The organism is Actinoplanes sp. NPDC051405 (assembly GCF_055586185.1).
Genome location: NZ_JBVJIR010000002.1, coordinates 562,436 through 581,842, shown reverse-complemented (window position 1 = coordinate 581,842; position 19,407 = coordinate 562,436). Strand labels below are relative to the sequence as shown.

18 protein-coding genes are annotated in these 19,407 nt (G+C 71.5%); 11 read left to right on the top strand and 7 right to left on the bottom strand.

The annotated features are described in order from the left end of the window. Positions 1-58: 58 nt before the first annotated feature. Together ACZ6S4_RS07135 and ACZ6S4_RS07130 are read right to left on the bottom strand one after the other, a co-directional pair. On the bottom strand, positions 59-682 hold the full coding sequence (locus tag ACZ6S4_RS07135; protein WP_465474026.1) for a maleylpyruvate isomerase N-terminal domain-containing protein: 624 nt from the start codon (positions 680-682) through the stop codon (positions 59-61). A gap of 5 nt (positions 683-687) precedes the next feature. Then, positions 688-1,023, bottom strand: coding sequence for an STAS domain-containing protein (locus tag ACZ6S4_RS07130; RefSeq protein ID WP_360543157.1), 336 nt, complete (start codon positions 1,021-1,023; stop codon positions 688-690). 104 nt (positions 1,024-1,127) lie between these two features. On the opposite strand from ACZ6S4_RS07130, the gene ACZ6S4_RS07125 reads away from it, so the two are divergent. Then, positions 1,128-1,724 carry a dihydrofolate reductase family protein gene (locus ACZ6S4_RS07125; RefSeq protein WP_465474025.1) on the top strand — a complete coding sequence of 199 codons (597 nt, stop codon included), beginning with the start codon at positions 1,128-1,130 and terminating at the stop codon, positions 1,722-1,724. Here ACZ6S4_RS07125 and ACZ6S4_RS07120 read toward each other — a convergent pair. Continuing rightward, positions 1,714-3,147, bottom strand: a complete 1,434-nt coding sequence (locus ACZ6S4_RS07120) for a dihydrolipoyl dehydrogenase family protein (RefSeq protein WP_465474024.1) — start codon at positions 3,145-3,147, stop codon at positions 1,714-1,716. The genes ACZ6S4_RS07125 and ACZ6S4_RS07120 overlap by 11 nt on opposite strands. 157 nt (positions 3,148-3,304) lie before the next feature. Between ACZ6S4_RS07120 and ACZ6S4_RS07115 the strand changes: the two genes are divergently transcribed. After that, positions 3,305-4,180 carry a helix-turn-helix domain-containing protein gene (locus ACZ6S4_RS07115; RefSeq protein ID WP_465474023.1) on the top strand — a complete coding sequence of 292 codons (876 nt, stop codon included), beginning with the start codon at positions 3,305-3,307 and terminating at the stop codon, positions 4,178-4,180. Between the two features lie 162 nt (positions 4,181-4,342). Further along, a complete protein-coding gene (locus ACZ6S4_RS07110) occupies positions 4,343-4,591 on the top strand; it encodes a hypothetical protein (protein ID WP_465474022.1) in 249 nt (82 codons plus the stop codon). Positions 4,592-4,598: 7 nt separating this feature from the next. Here the strand turns inward: ACZ6S4_RS07110 and ACZ6S4_RS07105 are convergent, their stop codons facing one another. Both ACZ6S4_RS07105 and ACZ6S4_RS07100 read right to left on the bottom strand, forming a co-directional pair. Beyond that, positions 4,599-5,501: an ABC transporter substrate-binding protein gene (locus ACZ6S4_RS07105; RefSeq protein WP_465474021.1), complete on the bottom strand. Its 903-nt coding sequence runs from the start codon at positions 5,499-5,501 to the stop codon at positions 4,599-4,601. After that, complete coding sequence (locus tag ACZ6S4_RS07100) at positions 5,498-7,531, bottom strand: putative bifunctional diguanylate cyclase/phosphodiesterase (protein WP_465474020.1); 2,034 nt, start codon at positions 7,529-7,531, stop codon at positions 5,498-5,500. The genes ACZ6S4_RS07105 and ACZ6S4_RS07100 overlap by 4 nt, the downstream gene beginning before the upstream one ends. Positions 7,532-7,792: 261 nt before the next feature. On the opposite strand from ACZ6S4_RS07100, the gene ACZ6S4_RS07095 reads away from it, so the two are divergent. From ACZ6S4_RS07095 to ACZ6S4_RS07085, 3 genes are all read left to right on the top strand, one after another. Beyond that, the gene (locus ACZ6S4_RS07095; protein WP_465474019.1) at positions 7,793-9,412 is read left to right on the top strand and encodes a flavin-containing monooxygenase; all 1,620 of its coding nucleotides are present in this window, start codon (positions 7,793-7,795) and stop codon (positions 9,410-9,412) included. A gap of 22 nt (positions 9,413-9,434) precedes the next feature. Then, the gene (locus ACZ6S4_RS07090) at positions 9,435-10,385 is read left to right on the top strand and encodes an alpha/beta hydrolase (RefSeq protein WP_465474018.1); all 951 of its coding nucleotides are present in this window, start codon (positions 9,435-9,437) and stop codon (positions 10,383-10,385) included. A gap of 112 nt (positions 10,386-10,497) precedes the next feature. Further along, a complete protein-coding gene (locus ACZ6S4_RS07085) occupies positions 10,498-10,770 on the top strand; it encodes a chaplin (protein WP_465474017.1) in 273 nt (90 codons plus the stop codon). A gap of 67 nt (positions 10,771-10,837) precedes the next feature. Here ACZ6S4_RS07085 and ACZ6S4_RS07080 read toward each other — a convergent pair whose 3' ends face one another. Next, on the bottom strand, positions 10,838-11,917 hold the full coding sequence (locus ACZ6S4_RS07080; RefSeq protein ID WP_465474016.1) for a hypothetical protein: 1,080 nt from the start codon (positions 11,915-11,917) through the stop codon (positions 10,838-10,840). A gap of 310 nt (positions 11,918-12,227) precedes the next feature. Here ACZ6S4_RS07080 and ACZ6S4_RS07075 point away from each other — a divergent pair, with 310 nt between their 5' ends. Further along, positions 12,228-12,983, top strand: a complete 756-nt coding sequence (locus tag ACZ6S4_RS07075) for an AbfB domain-containing protein (RefSeq protein WP_465474015.1) — start codon at positions 12,228-12,230, stop codon at positions 12,981-12,983. A gap of 99 nt (positions 12,984-13,082) precedes the next feature. Here ACZ6S4_RS07075 and ACZ6S4_RS07070 read toward each other — a convergent pair whose 3' ends face one another. After that, entirely contained in the window at positions 13,083-14,102 is a 1,020-nt protein-coding gene (locus ACZ6S4_RS07070) for a LacI family DNA-binding transcriptional regulator (RefSeq protein ID WP_465474014.1), read from the bottom strand. A gap of 137 nt (positions 14,103-14,239) precedes the next feature. Here ACZ6S4_RS07070 and ACZ6S4_RS07065 point away from each other — a divergent pair, with 137 nt between their 5' ends. The 4 genes from ACZ6S4_RS07065 to ACZ6S4_RS07050 are packed head-to-tail and all read left to right on the top strand — an operon-like array spanning position 14,240 to position 19,372. Continuing rightward, positions 14,240-16,222: a beta-galactosidase gene (locus ACZ6S4_RS07065; RefSeq protein WP_465474013.1), complete on the top strand. Its 1,983-nt coding sequence runs from the start codon at positions 14,240-14,242 to the stop codon at positions 16,220-16,222. After that, positions 16,219-17,148, top strand: coding sequence for a carbohydrate ABC transporter permease (locus tag ACZ6S4_RS07060; protein ID WP_465474012.1), 930 nt, complete (start codon positions 16,219-16,221; stop codon positions 17,146-17,148). Before ACZ6S4_RS07065 ends, ACZ6S4_RS07060 begins: the two co-directional genes overlap by 4 nt. Continuing rightward, positions 17,145-18,005 carry a carbohydrate ABC transporter permease gene (locus ACZ6S4_RS07055; RefSeq protein WP_465474011.1) on the top strand — a complete coding sequence of 287 codons (861 nt, stop codon included), beginning with the start codon at positions 17,145-17,147 and terminating at the stop codon, positions 18,003-18,005. Before ACZ6S4_RS07060 ends, ACZ6S4_RS07055 begins: the two co-directional genes overlap by 4 nt. Before the next feature lie 35 nt (positions 18,006-18,040). Beyond that, on the top strand, positions 18,041-19,372 hold the full coding sequence (locus ACZ6S4_RS07050) for an ABC transporter substrate-binding protein (RefSeq protein WP_465474010.1): 1,332 nt from the start codon (positions 18,041-18,043) through the stop codon (positions 19,370-19,372). The last annotated feature ends 35 nt before the right edge of the window (positions 19,373-19,407 follow it).

The following is a 19,407-nucleotide window of genomic DNA, read 5'->3' as shown; positions in this document are numbered from 1 at the left end:
ACGACGACCGGCGGCGAAGTGTGCACCTGGTCACTTTCCGGGCGTTCGGCCATCGGACTCAGACGACCGAGAACTTCTCCGGCAGACCGGCCCGGCCGGTGAGGGCGCGCAGCACCAGCTCGCCGTCGCCGACCGCGGCGGCGACCCGGGCGGCCAGCGCGACGGCCTCGGCCACGGCGTCCGGCGGCGCGTCGAAGGTCACCCCGGTGGCGGCGGCGATGTCGGTGCCGTGCACGACCAGCTCGAAGGTGCGCGTGGGCAGCCAGTCCCGGACCCGCATGCCGCCGGCCGGCGTGGTCACCACGTCGTCGTCGTGGGCGGCGGCCAGCGCCGCGGTGGCCTGCCCGGCGAGCTCGCTGACCCGGGTGGCCCCGTCGTCGCCGAGCCATGCCCCGGTCTCTCGGGCGTCGGCCGTCGAGGCTGCCGTCGCCGCCGCGTACAGCTCCGGCGGCGCGGACCGGGCGAACGCCCAGTAGTCCTCCGGTGCGTGCAGCGTCACCACGCCGCCGGTGACGGTGAGCACCGGCGGCACCTGCCGCAGGGCAGAGCCGACCGTGTGGCCGACCACCTCGCGCAGACTCCAGTCACCGGTGCCGGGGCCGTCCCAGCGGTCGGCCGGCAGCCGGGACACGAGGTCGGCGAAGGAGACGGCGGCGGCCCGGTAGTTGCGGCGATAATCCATGGCCCTCACTCAGTCGTGGCGGGCAGGCCGAAGACGTGACTGAGGCCGGTCACCTGGATCGCCTTGCGGACCGGTTGCGACGGGTTGGTCAGGGTCAGCGACACCCCGTTGCTCGCCGCGGTGTTGCGCGCGCTCACCAGCGCACCCAGCGCGTACGAGTCGATGAAGGTGACCTCGCTGACGTCCACGTTCAGATACCGGCACTCACCGCTCGCGGCGGCGGCCGCCAGGCTGTCGCGGACCGCGTCCGCGCGGTCCAGGTCCATCTCCCCGGCGAGGGCGGCGACCACCAGACCATCGGCGTCCACCTGCTGATACGTGACCACGGCGTCGTTCGGCATTCACCACACGATAGTCGCCGTTACAAGATTGTCGATCCGAGGACCGCCCGTTCGTGTAACCGGTGCAGGCCCGCGCCGGGCGGGCCCGGAGGAAGGAGAACACCATGGGCGAGATCGTGGTCGTCGAGCAGCTGAGCCTGGACGGCGTCATGCAGGCACCGGGCAGTCCGGACGAGGACACCAGGGGCGATTTCCGGTACGGCGGCTGGGCCCGTCCCTACGCCGATCACGTCGCGGCCGCCACCATGGGCAAGGGGATGGGCGAGGACGGCGCGATGCTGTTCGGGCGGCGGACCTACGTCAGCTTCCACGGGTTCTGGGCCGGGCAGACCGACGGCAACCCGTACACCGAGGTGCTCAACCGTAAGACCAAGTACGTGGTCTCGCGCACCCTGACCGAGCCGCTGCCGTGGCAGAGCTCGGTGCTGGTGACCGGCGAGGTCGCCGACGCCGTGGCCAAGCTCAAGACCGAGGTCGACGGGGCCCTGGTGGTGCTGGGCAGCGGCATGCTCGTCCGGGCCCTGGCCGCCGCCGGCCTCGTCGACGAGTACGTCCTGTCGATCCACCCGCTCGCCCTGGGCGCCGGGACGAAGCTGTTCGGTGAGGGGGCCGCGGCGCACCGGGCGATGACCCTGGCCGACACCGTGACCACCACCACCGGGGTGATCATCGCCCGCTACCGCCCGGCGGTCACCGGGTAGGCCGGCCGTAGGTCTCCAGCAGCCGCAGCCAGATCTCGCTGACCGTGGGGTACGCCGGCACCGCGTGCCACAGCCGGGCCAGCGGCACCTCACCGACAACCGCGATCGTCGCCGACTGCAGCAGCTCGGCGACGTCCGGTCCGGCGAAGGTCACGCCGAGCACCACCTCGCGCTGCTCGTCGACCACCATCCGCGCGGTGCCGGCGTACCCGTCCGCGTGCAGGCTCGCCCCGGCGACCCGGCCGATCTCGTAGTCGACCACGCGGACCTGGTACCCGGCATCGCGCGCGGCCGCCGCGGTGAGCCCGACCGAGGCCACCTGCGGGTCGGTGAAGACGACCTGGGGGACCGCGCGGTGGTCGGCGGTCGCGACGTGGGTGCCCCACGGCGCGTCCGAGACGGGGCCGCCCGCCGCCCGGGCCGCGATGACGTCGCCGGCCGCCCGGGCCTGGTACTTGCCCTGGTGGGTGAGCAGCGCGCGGTGCGTCACGTCGCCGGCGGCGTAGAGCCAGTCGGACCCGGGCACCCGCATGGTGTCGTCGGTGGTGATCCAGTCACCCGGCGTGAGCCCCACGGTCTCCAGACCGATCCCACCGGTACGCGGTGTGCGCCCGGCCGCCACCAGCACCTCTTCGGCGGTGATCGTGGCGCCGTCGCCGGTCCGGATCTCGACACCGTCAGCGGTCCGGGTGACCCGCGTGGTGGCGGTGTCCAGCAGGACTGTGGCGCCCCGCTCGCGCAACGCCGCGGCGACGAGCTCACCGGCGAACGGCTCCATGCCACCCAGCAGGCCGCTGCGGGCGATCACGGTCACCTTGGCGCCGAAGCCCGCGTACGCCGTGGCCATCTCCGTCGCGACCACCCCGCCGCCGATGATCGCCAGGCTGCCCGGCACCTTGCGGGCGCTGGTCGCCTCCCGGCTGGTCCAGGGTCGCGCCGCGCGCAGCCCGTCGATGTCCGGCACAGCCGCGTCGGTGCCGGTGGCGACCGCGACGGCGTGGCGGGCGGTGAGCACGGTGGTGCCGCCGCCGGCCGCGGTGACCGTGACCTCGCGGACGCCGGTCAATGCGCCGTGACCGCGGATCAGGGAGATGCCCGCGCCCTCGACCCACTCCACCTGACCGGCGTCGGACCAGTCGTTGGTGAAGGAGTCGCGCCGGGCGAGCACCGCCGGCACGTCCAGGGCGCCGGTCACGGCCTGGGACGCCCCACCGACCTGCCGGGCGGCGCGAACCGCCTCCGCCGGGCGCAGCAGTGCTTTGGACGGCATGCAGGCCCAGTACGAGCACTCGCCGCCGACGAGCTCGTGTTCGACCAGGACGGCGGTCAGCCCGCCCCGCACGGCGCGGTCGGCGATGTTCTCCCCGACCGGACCGGCGCCCAGCACGATGACGTCGTAGGCGTTCTCGGTGCTCTGTGTCATGCGCTCTGCGTACCACTCGGGCCGGAGCGGCGCGGGCCCGGGGGCGGATCCGTACCCCGCGGGTTCGATGATCGTGCAGAAGGTTGCGCATCTTCCATGGACACTGCACGGTTGTATGCACGTGCAGCGGGGCACAAAGGTGAGCAGGGAGGAGACAATGACTTCGACGGATCAGGACTCCCGCAGTGCTCCCACGGCCCTGCGCATCCAGCTCGGCGTGCGGCTGCGGCGCCTGCGTCAGGCGCGGGGGATCTCGCGCGAGGCGGCGGGCTGGGAGATCCGCGGGTCGGAGTCGAAGATCAGCCGGATGGAGCTCGGCCGCGTCCCCTTCAAGGAACGCGACGTGGCTGACCTGCTCACCCTGTACGGCGTCGGCGAGCCGGAGAGCAGTGCGCTGCTGAGCCTGGCCCGGCGCGCGAGCGCCCCGGCCTGGTGGCGGCAGTTCGGCGAGGTCGTGCCACCGTGGTACCTGTCCTATCTGGGCCTGGAGGAGGCGGCTTCGCTGATCCGGGCGTACGAGGCGCACTACGTGCCGGGTCTGTTGCAGACCGCCGACTATGCCCGGGCCGTGCTGCGGCGCGAGCACGCGACCGCGCCGGCCGCGGAGATCGAGCGGCGCGTCGAGCTGCGGTGCAGCCGGCAGCGGGTGCTCACCCGGCCGGACCCGCCGCAGTTCTGGGCCGTGCTCGACGAGGCGGTGCTGCGGCGTGAGATCGGCGGCCGCGACGTCATGCGGGCCCAGGTGCGGGCCCTGCTGGAGGCGGCCCGGCGGCCGAACGTACGGCTGCAGATCGTGCCGTTCCATCAGGGAGCCGCCGGGCCGGCCGACTTCCCGTTCGCCATCATGCGGTTCTCGGAGCCGGAGCTGCCCGACGTGGTCTACGTCGAGCAGCTGACCGGGGCAATCTATCTGGACAAGCCCGGCGATGTGGAGCATTACCTGATCGCGATGGAGCGGGCCTGTCTCGAGGCTGAGCCTCCGGAGCGCACGGCCGCCATCCTTGGCGACGCGCTGCATCAGATCGCGCGCTGACAGTCACGCCGACACGCCGGGCATCGTCCGAACGGCGGTGCAGCCCGGCGGATCTTCCACTTTTGGTCCAGTGTGCATATGCACGTGCATCTGGCCTTGCGTCGGTCCGCGCATATGACGATGCTTGGGCACGTGCACGGTTACCGGACGAGGAGTGAAGTCATGGACGCCAATCGCGGCCCGAACCGGCCGGTGAGCCACTTCGCGGAGACGGACTACTGCTTCGGCACCGGCTCCCTGGATCTGCGTGTCGAACGCGTCGACTGGAACAGGCCGATCCAGCGCGACGGCGAGAACTGGTACGAGGTCGAGGGCGTCGAGTTCACTCCGGACGGCCGCGAGATCGGCCGCCGGCAGGCCCTGATCCGGGGCCGCCGGCTGTCCGCCCTGCCGCGCAACACCCGATCCTGAGCCTGCGTCAGCTGCCCGCGTTGATGGACGACGTGGCCAGCGCGCCGTTCGTCAGGCCCCAGCGCTGCAGCAGCTCGGTGTAGCGACCGGAGCGGATGAGCGAGTCCAGCGCGGCGCGCAGCGCGTCCCGCAGCCCGGTGTTGTCCTTGGCCACGGCCAGTCCCATCAGGCCCGGCTCGTACTGCACGGTCGAGGCGAGCTGGTAGTACGAGCGGGTCCGGGCGTCGGTGGCGAGGTGGGCGGCCGGCGGATAGTCGTTCAGGATGGCGACCGCCCGCCCGGTGCGGACCTGCAGCAGGGCGTCCGCATTGGTCTTGAAGTTCTTGATGATGATCTTGTTCGCCCCGCAGCTGGGCTGGGAGCGGCGCAGCAGGTCGGCCTGCACGGTGGACTTCTCCACCGCCACGACCTGGCCGCACAGGTCCTTGAGATCCGAGATGCCGCGCGGGTTGCCCCGCTGCACGACGATCGCGGTGCCGGCGGAGAAGTAGTCGACGAAGTCCACCAGCTTCTCGCGTTCCGTGGTGTCGGTCATCGAGGAGAGCACGCCGTCGTAGGTGCCCTTGACGGTCTCGTCGATGGCCGAGCTGAAGTCGGCCGCCACCATCTCCACCCGGATCCCGGTGATCGAGCCGAGCGCCGCGGCCAGATCCGCGTCGAAGCCGATGATCGTGCGGCCGTCGGGCGCGTAGGACTCCATCGGCGCGTAGCTGGGGTCGGTGGCCAGCTGGATGCTGCCGCGATCGCGCACAGCGTCCGGCAGCATGGCGCGGATCTGCTCGTCCACGGCGACTTCGCCGGTCGCCATGGCGTCCGTGCCGGCGGAGGCCGAACCGCAGCCGCCGGCGGCCAGGGTCAGCGCGATGCCGGCGGCGGCCAGGCGGGCGCGGCGGCGGGTGGTGTGCTTCATCGGAGACCTCCGGTGCTCAGTGGTGCAGGTTCGGCGGGCGTGGCTTCGGCAACCGTGGTGAGTTCGGCGCGGGCGTGCCGGCCGCTGCCACGCGGGTTGAGGTAGAGGTCGAGCAGGTGCGGCCAGGCCGTGGGCCGGGCGAAGAGGTAGCCCTGGGCGTCGTCGCAGCCGGCGTCCGCGAGCCAGTCGCTCACCGCCGGTGTCTCCACGCCCTCGGCCGTGACCCGCAGGCCGAGCCCGTGGGCCAGAGCGATCACCGAGCGGACGATCGCCTGGTTCGGCCCGTCGGTGTCCAGGTCGGTGACGAAGCTGCGGTCGATCTTGACCTCGGCGACCGGCACGGACCGCAGCTGCGACAGGCTCGTGTAACCGATGCCGAAGTCGTCGACCGAGACCCCGATGCCGAGCGCGGTCAGCTCGACGACCGCGTCGGCGGCCGTCGCGGCGTCCCCGGCCAGCGCGGTCTCGGTGACCTCCAGCAGCAGCCGCCCGGCCGGCGTGCCGTGCTCGGCCAGCAACGCCGCCACGAGCCGCGGGAAACCGGGGGCCTCGAGGTTGCGGGCGGAGACGTTGACGGCCACCGGCCACTGCTGGCCGAGCGCCGTCCACCCGGCCTGGTCCTCCAGGGCCCGGCGCAGCACCCAGGCGGTCAGCGGCTCGATGAGCCCGGACTGTTCGGCCGCGGGCAGGAACTCGGCCGGCGACAGCAGCCCACGCCGCGGGTGCTGCCAGCGCACCAGGGCCTCCAGGCCGTTGATCCCGTCGTCGGCCAGGCGCACCTTGGGCTGGTAGTGCAGGACGAGCTCGTCGCGCTCCAGCGCGTGGCGCAGCTCGGTCTGCACCATCAGCCAGTGCGCGGGCTGCGCGACCTGGGTGCGGTCGTACAGGACGATGTCGGTGGTGCCGCGCTTGCCCTGGTACATCGCGGCGTCGGCGTGCTGGAGCAGTTCCTCGACGTCGGTGCCGTGCTCCGGGTACAACGCCACGCCGAAGCTGGCCTCGATGCGCAGTGCGACCCCGTCGAGCAGGGTCTCCTGCACGAGCTCGCCGCGGGCCGTCTCGAGCAGGTCCAGCACCGCGTCGCGGGGGAGCGCCGGCAGGATCAGACCGAACTCGTCGCCGCCCAGCCGGGCGACGGTGCCGGTGCCGCCGAGCGCGCCGGACAGCCGGGACGCGACCACTCTGAGCAACTCGTCCCCGGCGTGGTGACCCAGCGTGTCGTTGACCTCCTTGAAGCGGTTGAGGTCGACCAGCACGATGGCGCCGCCGGGGCCGTCGGCGGCGACGGTTTCCCGGGCGCGCGAGCGGAAGGCGGCGCGGTTGGGCAGGCCGGTCAGCGCGTCGTGCAGCGCCTCGTGCTCCTGCCGGGAGGCGTAGCGGCGCAGCGACCGCGAGGTGGACCACGCGATGAGGGCGAGCACCAGGTACAACCCGGCCAGGGCCGAGCCGAGCCGCCAGTAGGTGACGTACATCTGCCGGTGCAGGTGCGCGGCGATCGCGTCGTACGGCAGGTAGAGCTCCAGCACGCCCACCGCCTGCCCGGAGGCACCGACGATGACCGGCTGGAGCACCCGGATGACCATGCCGGAGCTGCGCCGGGAGTCGGCGACCACCGCGACGTCGGTACGGCCCGCGGCCGCCTCGCGGAAGGCCGGGGCGGACACCGGGATGCCGCCGGCGGTGGAGCCGTCGTCGGAGAAGGCGACCTGCCCGGCGAAGCTGCGCAGCCGCATGCTGAGCACCGAGCCGTGGAAGATCGCGAGGTCGGTGGCCTCCTGCAGGCGCTGCCGCTGGTCCGTGGTGAGCCCGGCCGCGAGGTCGGCGCCGTCCAGGGCGGGGGCGACGGCCATCTCCTCGATGACCGAGGCCTGGGCGCGGCCCTGGTCCGCGCTCTGCCGGGCGGCGTCGTCGCGGTAACCCTGCACGAGCAGGACGCCCAGCAGGCCGACGAGCACCAGGCTGGCGGCGGCATAGGCGAGGAACACGCGCGAACCCGCGCTGGTGCCCCGGCCGTTCCCGCTCCGCCTCATGGTCCCTCTATCGACCCCGGCGGGGTCGACTGAAGCGTTGGAGAGCCGGCGGGACTGTCGTAACGACGCGGAAACATTGACGCGCTGCAGGATGCATTCTACGTTGTGAGGCAGGTCACTTGACCGCACAGATTTTCCGTCCGCGCTGCCCCCAGCGCGCGTTCCGCACCGCCGGCCGCGCCGCGATGACGCACGCACTGCAGGGTGTGCGCCCGCCGCCGGCACCGGCACCTCGTACGCAGCCGTACCCCGGGAGGCATGATGTCCGCTTCCGAATCCCAGCCCACCCCACGGTCCGTCGACGCCGTCGTCGTCGGGGCCGGTTTCTCCGGCATGTACCTGTTGCACCAGCTCCGCGAGCAGGGCCTGTCCGTCGTCGTCTTCGAGGCCGGCACCGACGTCGGCGGCACCTGGTACTGGAACCGCTATCCCGGTGCCCGGGTCGACGTGGAGAGCCTCGCCTACTCGTACTCCTTCTCCCCGGACCTGGAGCAGGAGTACCAGTGGGAGGAGCGTTACCCGACCCAGCCCGAGATCCTCAAGTACGCCCGGCACGTCGCCGACCGCTTCGACCTGCGCCGCGACATCGTCTTCCGGACCCGGGTGACCGCCGCGACCTGGGACGAGGACGCCGGCACCTGGCTCGTACGCACCGAGCACGGCGACGCCGTCAGCGCCCGGTTCTTCGTGATGGCCACCGGCTGCCTGTCCGCGTCCAAGATGCCGGAGATCCCCGGGCTGGAGACGTTCAAGGGCGCGACCTACCACACCGCGCACTGGCCGCACGAGGGCGTGGACTTCACCGGCAAGCGGGTCGCGCTCATCGGCACCGGCTCCTCGGGGGTGCAGTCGATCCCGGTCATCGCCGAGCAGGCCGCGGACCTGACCGTCTTCCAGCGCACCCCGGCGTACTCGCTGCCGGCGCGCAACCGGCCGCTGCGGCCGGAGGAGATCGCCGAGCGCAAGGCCGGCTACCGGGCGTACCGGCAGGCGCAGCGCGAGTCCGCCGCCGGTATCCCGGTCACCGTGCCGACGAAGTCCGCGCTGGAGGTCTCCGACGCGGAACGCGACGCGATCTACGAGGCGGCCTGGGAGAGCGGCAGCCTGGTGAACCTGCTCTCCACCTTCACCGATCTGGCGACCGACCAGGCGGCCAACGACACGGCGAAACGGTGGATCCACCGCAAGATCCACGAGCTCGTCAAGGACCCGGAGGTCGCCGACGACCTGTGCCCGGACTACCCGGTCGGCACCAAGCGGCCGTGCCTGGACACCGGCTACTACGAGACCTACAACCGTCCCGACGTGCACCTGGTCAACCTGCGGCGCACCCCGCTGGTGGAGATCACCGAGAAGGGCGTACGGACCGCCGAGCGGGAGTACGAGGCCGACATCATCGTCTACGCCACCGGCTTCGACGCGATGACGGGCGCGCTGACCAACGTCGACATCCGCGGCCGCGACGGCGTCTCGCTCAAGGAGACCTGGCAGGCCGGGCCGCGGACGTACCTGGGTATCGGGTCGGCCGGCTTCCCGAACATGTTCATGATCACCGGACCGGGCAGCCCGTCGGTGCTGTCCAACATGGTGGTCTCGATCGAGCAGCACGTCGACTGGGTGGCCGGGGTCATCCGGCACCTGGACACCGAGGGCCTGCGCACCATCGAGGCCACCCCGCAGGCCCAGGACGACTGGGTCGCGCACGTCAACGAGATCGCCGGCTACACGCTCTACCCCAAGGCGAACTCCTGGTACATGGGCGCCAACGTGCCCGGCAAGCCGCGTGTGTTCATGCCGTACGCCGGTGGGGTGGGCGCGTACCGCAAGCGTTGCGACGAGGTCGCCGCGAAGGGTTACGAGGGTTTCGCCCTCACCGTCTGACGATCCGCGAAGGAGAGCACCCATGTCCCGACGTCATCTGATCGACCCTGAGGCCGCCGTACCGCTGGAGGGTCTGCTCGAGGCCCTGCCCGGTGGTTTCAACGCCATCCCGGACATCGTCCAGCGCCGCGCCACCGTCGAGGCGATGCTCGGCGCCATCGAGGTGCCGGAGAACCCGAACGTGGTCAAGGAGGACCGGACGGTGCCCGGGCCGGTCGGCGACCCCGACATCACCGTACGGATCTACCGGCCGCGCGACGCCACCGGCACCCTGCCCGGCATCTACTTCATCCACGGCGGCGGGATGATCCTCGGCACCATCGCCGGTGAGGACCCGACCGCCACCCTGCTCTGCGACGAGGTCGGCGCGGTCGTGGTCTCGGTCGAGTACCGGCTGGCCCCGGAGAACCCGCACCCCGCCCCGGCCGAGGACTGCTACGCCGGTCTGGTGTGGACCGCGGCGCACGCGGACGAGCTCGGTATCGACCCCGACCGGCTGGCCCTCTACGGCGGTAGTGCCGGCGGTGGCCTGGTCATCGCCACCGCGCTGATGGCCCGCGACCGGGGTGGCCCGGCGCTGCGGTTCATGATGCCGATCTACCCGATGATCGACGACCGTAACGAGACGGCGTCCAGCCACGAGATCACCGACATCGGCATCTGGGACCGGGCCGGCAACATCGAGGCCTGGGCCTGGTACCTGGGCGGCAAGGAGGCCGACCAGTACGCCGCCCCGGCCCGCGCGGAGGACCTCACCGGGCTGCCACCGGCCTTCATCGATGTCGGCACGGTGGACATGTTCCGGGACGAGGACATCGCCTTCGCCCAACGGCTCATGGCGGCCGGGGTGCCCACCGAGCTGCACGTGCACCCGGGGAGCTATCACGCGGCCGAGACCTTCGCGGCTGATGCGGCGCTCTCCCGGCGTACGTGGGCACTGCGGACGGACGCGTTGCGCCGAGCCCTGGCCTGATCCTCCTCGGCGGACGGCGCTGAATCGTGGTGGATTTTCCTAAAAGGTGCGAAACACCTCAAAGGGGCCGCTAGCTTGATCTCAGTACCTGTCCGCAAGAGAAGGGTTCGTCATGAAACTGGTTCGAGGCTTCGCGTTGATCGTGGGAGTGGCCACCGCCGCCCTGGCGTTCTCGGCCCCCGCGAGCGCGCACGGCTACGACGACGACTACGACTACAACCACCACAACAAGGGTCACCACGGCAGTCAGCACAGCAGTGGCAACGTCGGACTGCTGAACGGCAACCAGGCGTACTTCCCGGTGCACATCCCGCTGAACGTCTGCGGCAACAGCATCGCGATCCTCGGCCTCGCGAACAGCAACGCCGGCTGCGTCAACAACTGATCACCCGACCCGGGTAGGTGCCGGCCGTCGCCCACGGACGGCACCTACCACCTCGGGCCCAGCCGGCTCAGCCCCGGCCCACCCGCAACGTGCCGACCCCGGCCACGGCGTCCAGGTCGATCCGGTTCTTGCTGTCGGCCCAGTGCGGCGACAGGAACGAGGCGCCCCGGGCGACCCCGTCGTCGGTGCGCCCGTCCAGCTTCACCTGACCGGCGCCGCCGCGAGCCCGTACCCGTACCGGCACGCCCTGGTCCGTGGAGACCTCGAAGCGGTTCACCCCGCCGGACAACCGGATCGGCAGCGTGCCGTCAGGCCGCGGCAGCGTCAGATCGATCCGCGCCGCGTCGCCGGCGAAGTCCACCGCGTCCACCTTGGCCTCGCCGAGATCGAAGACCCCGGCCTTGATCCCGCCGGTGATCCGCATGCTCCACCGCACGTCGGCGTTGAGCAGCACGGTGACCGCCGCGTCGGGTCGCTTGGCCTTCTCGTCCAGGAACAGCCGCACGCCCTTGGTGTTCACCTGCGCGCGTGGCACCACGCTGCCGTCCTGCGGCGTGGTGATCCGGTACAGGTCGCCGCCGATGTCCCCGGTCCGCAGGTCGATCACCGCGGTGTTGCTGACCAGTTCGAACGCGGCTTCGGCGCGGCCCCGCGCGGGCGCGGAGATCACGTTGGCCGGTGCCGGCGCCGAGGACGGCGGGTCCGTCTGCGGCTCGATCGTCTGCGGCTCGATGGGCTGCGGCGGTGCGGTCGCCGGCGGTGGTGCCTCGGTATCGGGCTGCGGGGCCTGGGCGGCCCGGGGTGAGTCCTGGCCGACGAGGACGAATCCGGCGAAGCCGGCCCCGGCCACGAGTACGGTGGCCAGCGCGACGACCGCCGGCAAGGACCGCTTCGACCTGCGGAGCGGGGCGAACGTGAGGTGGTTGGTGCTGGTCCGGGGCCCGGTGCTGTCGCCTTCGCGGGTGCCGGATCGCAGCAGTGCGTCGACCGCCGCTTCCGTGGGTTCGTCGGTGTAGTGGTCGGCGGGCGGGCCGATGCGGTGCGGCGCGTCGGGCCAGTAGTCCGAGATCGACGGCAGCGTGGGCGGCGTCGGGTCGGCGGGACGCCGGTACGGGGCGTACGGATCTGCCGGTACGGGGTTGTCCACTGCGCGTTGCTCCCTCGAGGGCGAGCACCGCCGGCCGCGGGTTCGCCGCGGGCGTCGGCGCGTGGTGATTCCCTCGTGACTACGGATGGGAGTGCGGTTCGGATCGATCACGGACGGTGAACCGGGGATTGCCTCTTGCCACGGGCCGCTTTTGCCCCGAATATTGCTGCTGCACCCGCCCCCGCGCGGCGTCCCGCACCATGTGCCCAGTGAACGGATCCGGATGTCGCCAGAGGACGGCCCGCTCGATGAGTGGGTACCACCGCCCCAGCACTTCGCCCCGCCCCCGCCCACGTCGGCGAGCGTCCCGATGGCCGCCGTCACGGCGCCTGCGCCGCACCGGGCCACGGCACCGGGTCGGATGCGTACGGTCGTGGTCGCCGCCGCCGTGATCACCCTGCTCGCCGCGGTCGGACTGGCCGTCACGTCCCGCGACGAGAAGCGCCCCGGACCACTCTTCGTCGCCCTGCCGACCGTGCCGCCGGTGACTGTCGAGCCGAGCGCGCCGTCGCCGGCCGCCTCGCCGGAGGACCGCCCCGCACCACCGGCGACCAGCCGGGTCCGCGATGTGGTGCCGCCGCCTCGCACCCCGGCCGGCAGCCCGGTCCGGACGACATCGGCCGCGCCGACCGTGGCCCTGCCGGTGGTGGGCCGGGAACTCGGGCTGGAGCCGGTGGGGGAGCCCGGCCGGCGGGTCCGGCACCGCAACTTCGTGGCCCGCATCGACCCGGTCGGACCGGGCAGCCGCGACCTGGACCGGGCCGACTCCCGCTTCACGGCGCGTGCGGGCCGGGGTGACGCTGCCTGCCTGTCGTTCGAGTCGTTCAACTACCCGGGCTATTTCCTGCGTTCGCGGGAGTCGGCGCTGCGGCTGGAACGGGCGGACGGCAGCCGCGGGTACGACGCCGAGGCGACGTTCTGCGCGGTGCCGGCGGGGAACGGCGGGTTCGTGCTGCGCGGCCGGAGTGCCCCGGATCGCTACGTGACAGAGAGTAACGCGGTGTTGTCACTGAATCGGGTGACGCCGGCCGCGGCGAAGGCTTTCGTCACCCGACCGCCCCTCTGAGCCGCGCGGCCAGCCGGCGGCTCGGCGGCCTGGCGGCGGCTCGGCGGCGGCTTGGCGGCCTGGCGGCGGCCGCGGCGGCGTGCGCGGCCTGCGGCCGGGTCAGGCTGAGCCGCGCCAGACGATCGGGGTCGGGAGCAGCACGTTGCCCGGTGCCGGCTCCTCGCCGCGGAGCTGCCGCAGCACCAGATCCGCCGCGTTCCGTCCGATCTCCCGCGCCGGCTGGTGCACCGTCGACAGTGGTGGCTGCGTGCGCGACGCCCAGGAGCTGTCGTCGAAACCGACCACCCCGATGTCCGCCGGCGCGCTACGACCCGCGTCGCGCAGCACCTCCAGCGCCCCCGCCGCCAGGGCGTCCGAGGCCGCGAAGAGCCCGTCGATGCGAGGCTCGCGGGCCAGCAGCTCTCGCATGCCCTTGACCCCGGATGCGTAGTCGTACAGCGGCACCTCCGCGACCAGGCGCGGGTCGAAGCGGTCACCCAGCGCCGCCCGGAAGCCGGTCAGGCGGTCGGCCCCGGAGTCGCGGTCCAGCGCCGCCGCGATCATCGCGATGTGCCGGCGGCCGGTGGCGGCCAGCCGTTCGGTGATCGCGCGGGCCGAGCCGACGTTGTCGATGCCCACGTACGGGATGCTGTCGTGCAGGTCCGGCGGGTGGCCCACGAAGGTCGCGGGCAGGCGGAGCTCCGCGATGACCCGGGTGATCGGGTCGTGGCTGCGGGCCGAGACGATGATCGCCCCGTCGACGAAGCCGCCGCTGAGGTAGCGGGCCACCCGTTCGGTGTCGCGGGCCGAGTCGACGACCAGGTTGACCATCTGGTGGTCGGCGACCGAGAGGACCTCGTTGGCCCCCAGCATGATGGCGCCGATGTTGGGGTCGTCGAGCAGCAGCGAGTGCGGTTCCAGAGCCAGGAAGCCGACCGCCTGGGAGCGGCGCATCACCAAGTTGCGGGCGGCGGTGTTGGGCACGTAGCCGACCTCGGCGATCGCGGCCTCGATGGCGGCGCGGGCCTCGGCCGAGACATAGCCGCCGTTCAGGACGCGGCTGACCGTGCCACGCGAGATCCCGGCCGCCGCGGCGACGTCGTGGACCGTGGCGCGTCTGGGCTTGCTCGGCGGGGCCACGTCAGCAGTGTAGGGCCGGACTATTGACCTGGTCCGCGGGCCGTGCCTAGTGTGTGCACGTTCACACATCCGACACGGTCCCGTTTCCGCGGCGCAATGTGTGCACGTGCACAGACGTGGCGTGGGAAGGAGATCCGATGGCGGGCATCAGCCTCGGTTGCGACTACAACTTCGAGCAGTGGTCGCCGGAGGTGTGGGCCGAGGACGTCGCGCTGATGCGTACGGCGGGCGTCGACCTCGTGGCCGTCAACATCTTCGGCTGGGCGAGCATCGAGCCCCGGCCCGGCGAGTACGACTTCAGCACCCTCGACACCATCATCGCCCTGTTGCACGACAACGGGATCCGCATCAACCTCGGCACCGGTACCTCGTCACCGCCGCCCTGGCTCACCACCCGGCACCCGGAGATCCTGCCCGTGGTCGCCGACGGCACGACCCGCCACCCGGGCGGCCGGCAGGCCTGGTGCCCCAGCTCGCCGGTGTTCCGCGAGCACGCCCTGGCCCTGGTCGAGCAGGTCGCCCGCCGGTACGGCGACCACCCGGCGATCGCCCTCTGGCACGTCTCCAACGAGCTGGGCTGCCACAACGCGCTCTGCTACGACGAGCCCAGCGCCGCGGCGTTCCGGGCCTGGCTGGTCCGCCGCTACGGCAGCATCGACGCCCTCAACCAGGCCTGGGGCACCTCGTTCTGGAGCCAGCGCTACGCCGGCTTCGCCGAGGTCCAGCCGCCGCGGCTCGCGCTGTCGCTGCGCAACCCCGGTCAGCTCGTGGACTTCCAGCGGTTCAGTTCCGACGCGCTGCTCGACCACTACCGGGCCGAGGCGGCCGTGCTGCGCCGGCACAGCGGCGCGCCGGTCACCACCAACTTCATGGTCACCGCGCACATCCGCGCGCTCGACTACTGGAGCTGGGCGCCGGAGATGGACGTCGTCGCCAACGACCACTACCTCGACCACCGTCTCGGCGACCCGGACGCGGAGCTGTCCTTCGCGGCCGACCTCACCCGGGGGCTGGCCGGCGGACGGCCCTGGATGCTCATGGAGCAGTCCACCGGCGCGGTCAACTGGCAGCCGTACAACCTGGCCAAGGTGCCCGGGCAGATGCTGCGCAACTCGCTGACCCACGTGGCCCGCGGCGCCGACTCGGTCTGCTTCTTCCAGTGGCGGGCCTCGGCCCAGGGTGCGGAGAAGTTCCACTCGGCGCTGGTGCCGCACGCCGGCACCGACACGGCCGGCTGGCGCGAGGTGCTGGAGCTGTCCGCGACGCTGGACGCGCTCGCCGAGGTGGCCGGCACGACGGTGCGGGCCGAGGTGGCGATCCTGTTCAGCTGGGAGTCCTGGTGGGCCACCGACACCGAGGCCCGCCCGTCGCAGGACGTGCGGTACCTCGACCAGGTGCACGCGGCCTACCGGGCGGTGCGCCGGCTCGGCGTGACCGCCGACGTGGTGGCTCCCGGTACGGACCTCAGCCGGTACCGCCTGGTCATCGTGCCGTGCCTGCACATGGTCTCGGACGAGGACGCCGCCGCGATCAACACGTACGTGGCCGATGGCGGGCACGCGATGGTGACGTTCTACAGCGGCATCGTCGACCTCGCCGACCGGGTCCGGCTCGGCGGCTACCCGGGCGCGTTCCGGGAGATGCTCGGCGTCGTCGCCGAGGAGTTCTTCCCACTGCTGCCCGGCCACCAGGTCGCCCTCACCGGGGGAGCGACCGCCACGCTCTGGACCGAGCACCTGCGGGCCACCACCGCCGAGATCGTCGACAGCTACGCCGACGGGCCGCTGCCGGGCGTCCCGGCGGTCACCCGCAACAGCTACGGCCAGGGCACTTCCTGGTACGTGGCCACCGCGCTGGACGACGACGGCCTGCGGGATCTCCTGCGCGCCGCCGTCCGGGGGGCCGGGGTCCGGGCCACCGGTCCGGAGAGCGACGGCTCCGTCGAGGTGGTCCGCCGCACCGGCGGCGACCGCAGTTACGTCTTCGTCATCAACCACGGCCGGCAGGACATCGAGCACACCGTCACCGGACGCGACCTGGTCACCGGGGAGGCCGTACCCGGGTTGCTCAAGGTCGGTGCCGGTGCCGTCCGTGTCGTCAGAGAGGAACCGGTCGGATGACCGTGACCGAAAACCGGATCGCCGGGGCTGCTCCGCCCGCGGCCGGGCTTGCGCGCCCGCGCCGCTCCCGGCACACCCGGGCAGTGTTGTTCTTCGTGGTGCCCTTCGGGGTCCTGTTCGTCCTCTTCTACCTGGTGCCCATCGGGTACGCGATCGTGCAGTCGCTCTACAAGCTGGAGCGCACCGGCACCTTCGGCCCGGCCCGCGAGGTCTTCGGCGGGCTCGCGCAGTACGAGCGGGTCTTCGCCGACGGCCCGTTCTGGGCGTCGGTCGGCCGGGTGCTGCTGTTCGGTGCCGTCCAGGTGCCGGTGATGCTGGGCCTGGCGCTGCTGCTGGCCCTGCTGCTCGACTCCGGCCTGGTCAAGGGCCGGCGCTTCTTCCGGCTCGCGTTCTTCGTGCCGTACGCGGTGCCCGGGGTGGTCGCCGCGATCATGTGGGGCTACCTGTACTCGCCCAACCTGTCGCCTTTCACCGCGCTCACCAGCAACGTCGACCTCCTCAGCGCCGACCTCGTGCTGTGGGCCATGGCCAACGTCGTGACCTGGGTGTACGTCGGCTACAACATGCTGATCATCTACTCGTCGCTGCTGTCGATCCCCACCGAGATCTACGAGGCGGCGCGCATCGACGGGGCGGGGCAGTTCCGGATCGCCTGGTCGGTGAAGATCCCGCTGGTGCTGCCGGCCATCGTGCTGACCACCGTCTTCTCGATCATCGGCACGTTGCAGCTGATCGCCGAGCCGCAGGTGTTCCGCAGCTTCAGTTCCGCGGTGTCGAGCACCTACACGCCGAACCTCACTGTCTACTCCACCTCGTCGATCCCGAACTTCAACCTGGCGGCGGCGTTCTCCGTGGTGCTGGCGCTGGCCACGTTCGCGCTCTCGTTCACCTTCCTCAAGGCCACCCAGCGCCGGAGCGAGCGGTGAGCGCCCCCGGTCTGAAGGTCCGCGAGAGCCTGCTCTCCCGGACCGCGGCGATGATCGTCATGGGGGTCTGCACCGTCTACTTCCTGGTGCCGATCTGGTGGCTGCTCGTGGGTTCGTCCAAGAGCCGGGAGCAGATCACCGGCACCAACCCGCTGTGGTTCGCCGACTTCGACCTCGGCGCGAACGTCCGCGAACTGCTCGCCTACGGCGACGGGGTGTTCCTGCGCTGGATGGTCAACAGCCTGCTCTACACCGGCGGTGCCGCGCTGCTGGGCACTCTGCTCGCCGCGATGTGCGGCTACGCCATCGCCAAGTACCGCTTCCCCGGCCGCGAGACGCTGTTCAACGTCGTCCTGGGCGGTGTGCTCGTGCCGGCCAGTGCCCTGGCTCTGCCGCTGTTCCTGATCTTCAGCAAGGTCGAGGCGACGAACACCTTCTGGTCGGTGTTCCTGCCCAGCGTGGTCAACCCGTTCGGGGTCTACCTGGCCCGGATCTACGCGACCGCCAGTGTGCCCGAGGAACTGCTCGAGGCCGCCCGGCTCGACGGCTCCGGTGAGGTCCGCAGTTTCTTCACCGTGTCGGTCCGGCTGATGTTCCCGGCCCTGGTGACGATCTTCCTCTTCCAGTTCGTGGCCGTCTGGAACAACTTCCTGCTGCCGCTGGTGATGCTCAGCGACGAACGGCTCTTCCCGGTGACGCTCGGCCTCTACTCCTGGAACAGCCAGGTGAGCGCCATCCCGGAACTGCGCGGCCTGGTGATCGTCGGCGCGCTGCTCTCGATCATGCCCCTGGTGGTCGCCTTCCTCTTCCTCCAACGCTACTGGCGCAGCGGTATCGGCGCCGGAGCAGTCAAGTGATCCGCCTCCATCCCGTCCATCACAAAGGAAATGCCATGCGCGCATCCCTCCGGTCGGCCGGCGTGCTGCTGACCTCCGCCTTGCTGCTGGCCGCCTGCTCGTCCGGCGGCGGTGACGACTCCGGCACGGACACCGCCGCGGCGTCGTGCCAGCCGTCGTCGGGCCCGGTCACCCTCACCTACACCTCGTGGATCCCCAACCTCGAAGAGGTCGTCAAGGTCTGGAACGCCAAGAACCCCGACATCCAGGTGAAGGTGCAGACCGGCCCGAACGGCAACGGCGGCACCTACCAGAACTTCTTCAACCAGCTCAAGGCCGGCAACGCCCCCGACCTCGGACACATCGAGTACGACGCGCTGCCCAGCTTCCGGGTGCAGGACGGCCTGGCCGACCTCGGCGGCTGCGACATCGTGGCGAAGGCCAAGGACCAGTTCGTGGACTGGACCTGGAACCAGGTCACCTTCGGCGAGCAGGGCAAGGTGTTCGGCATCCCGCAGGACTCCGGCCCGATGGCCATGTTCTACCGCGCGGACCTGTTCGCCGAGGCCGGCATCGAACCGCCGGCCACATGGGACGAGTACGCCGCGGCTGCCGAGAAGGTCAAGGCCGCCGGTGGCTACATCACCAACTTCTCGCAGAGCGACATCAACCAGTTCGCCGGGCTCGCGTGGCAGGCCGGCGGCCGCTGGTTCGGCAACGACGGCAACCAGTGGACGGTCACGCTGGACGACCCGAACACCAAGAAGGTCGCCGACTACTGGCAGGGCCTGATCGACAAGAAGCTGGTCTCGGCGGTGCCGCCGTGGACCCCGGAGTGGGACAACGCCTACAACACCGACAAGGCCTGGACCTGGGTTTCCGCGGTCTGGGGAGCAAACTCCATCGCCACCGGCGCGCCGAAGACCGCGGGCAAGTGGAAGGTCGCCCCGATGCCGCAGTGGGCCGCCGGGGACAAGAAGGCCGGCAACTGGGGCGGTTCGTCCACCGCGGTCTTCAAGGGTTCCGAGCACCCGTACGAGGCGGCGCAGTTCGCGTTGTGGCTGAACACCTCCGAGGAGGCGCTGACGCTGCTCAACGAGAAGGCGCAGCTGTACCCGGCCACCAAGGCGGGTGCCTCGCTGCCGGCGCTGAAGAAGGGCGTCAAGTTCTACGGCGACCAGCCCATCTACGACGTCTTCGCCGAGGCCTCCGGCCAGGTCACCCCGGACTTCACCTGGGGACCGACGATGACCGCCACGTACGCCAACGCCTCCGACGGGTTCAAGGCCGCGGTCTCCGGCAAGGGCACCCTGAACGACGCGCTCACCGCCGCGCAGGCGTCCACGATCCAGACCCTCAAGTCGCAGGCGATCCCGGTCAAGGAGTGACCTGCTGATCATCCATCTGCGGGCCGCGGGCACCA

Excerpts from the sequence above, each read along its gene's own strand:
- ACZ6S4_RS07060 (WP_465474012.1), top strand. The coding sequence starts at position 16,219 with ATGACCGTGACCGAAAACCGGATCGCCGGGGCTGCTCCGCCCGCGGCC.
- ACZ6S4_RS07050 (WP_465474010.1), top strand. The coding sequence starts at position 18,041 with ATGCGCGCATCCCTCCGGTCGGCCGGCGTGCTGCTGACCTCCGCCTTG.
- ACZ6S4_RS07115 (WP_465474023.1), top strand. The coding sequence starts at position 3,305 with ATGACTTCGACGGATCAGGACTCCCGCAGTGCTCCCACGGCCCTGCGC.
- ACZ6S4_RS07065 (WP_465474013.1), top strand. The coding sequence starts at position 14,240 with ATGGCGGGCATCAGCCTCGGTTGCGACTACAACTTCGAGCAGTGGTCG.
- ACZ6S4_RS07105 (WP_465474021.1), bottom strand. The coding sequence starts at position 5,501 with ATGAAGCACACCACCCGCCGCCGCGCCCGCCTGGCCGCCGCCGGCATC.
- ACZ6S4_RS07130 (WP_360543157.1), bottom strand. The coding sequence starts at position 1,023 with ATGCCGAACGACGCCGTGGTCACGTATCAGCAGGTGGACGCCGATGGT.
- ACZ6S4_RS07075 (WP_465474015.1), top strand. The coding sequence starts at position 12,228 with ATGGCCGCCGTCACGGCGCCTGCGCCGCACCGGGCCACGGCACCGGGT.
- ACZ6S4_RS07110 (WP_465474022.1), top strand. The coding sequence starts at position 4,343 with ATGGACGCCAATCGCGGCCCGAACCGGCCGGTGAGCCACTTCGCGGAG.
- ACZ6S4_RS07085 (WP_465474017.1), top strand. The coding sequence starts at position 10,498 with ATGAAACTGGTTCGAGGCTTCGCGTTGATCGTGGGAGTGGCCACCGCC.
- ACZ6S4_RS07120 (WP_465474024.1), bottom strand. The coding sequence starts at position 3,147 with ATGACACAGAGCACCGAGAACGCCTACGACGTCATCGTGCTGGGCGCC.
- ACZ6S4_RS07090 (WP_465474018.1), top strand. The coding sequence starts at position 9,435 with ATGTCCCGACGTCATCTGATCGACCCTGAGGCCGCCGTACCGCTGGAG.
- ACZ6S4_RS07135 (WP_465474026.1), bottom strand. The coding sequence starts at position 682 with ATGGATTATCGCCGCAACTACCGGGCCGCCGCCGTCTCCTTCGCCGAC.
- ACZ6S4_RS07125 (WP_465474025.1), top strand. The coding sequence starts at position 1,128 with ATGGGCGAGATCGTGGTCGTCGAGCAGCTGAGCCTGGACGGCGTCATG.
- ACZ6S4_RS07100 (WP_465474020.1), bottom strand. The coding sequence starts at position 7,531 with ATGAGGCGGAGCGGGAACGGCCGGGGCACCAGCGCGGGTTCGCGCGTG.
- ACZ6S4_RS07095 (WP_465474019.1), top strand. The coding sequence starts at position 7,793 with ATGTCCGCTTCCGAATCCCAGCCCACCCCACGGTCCGTCGACGCCGTC.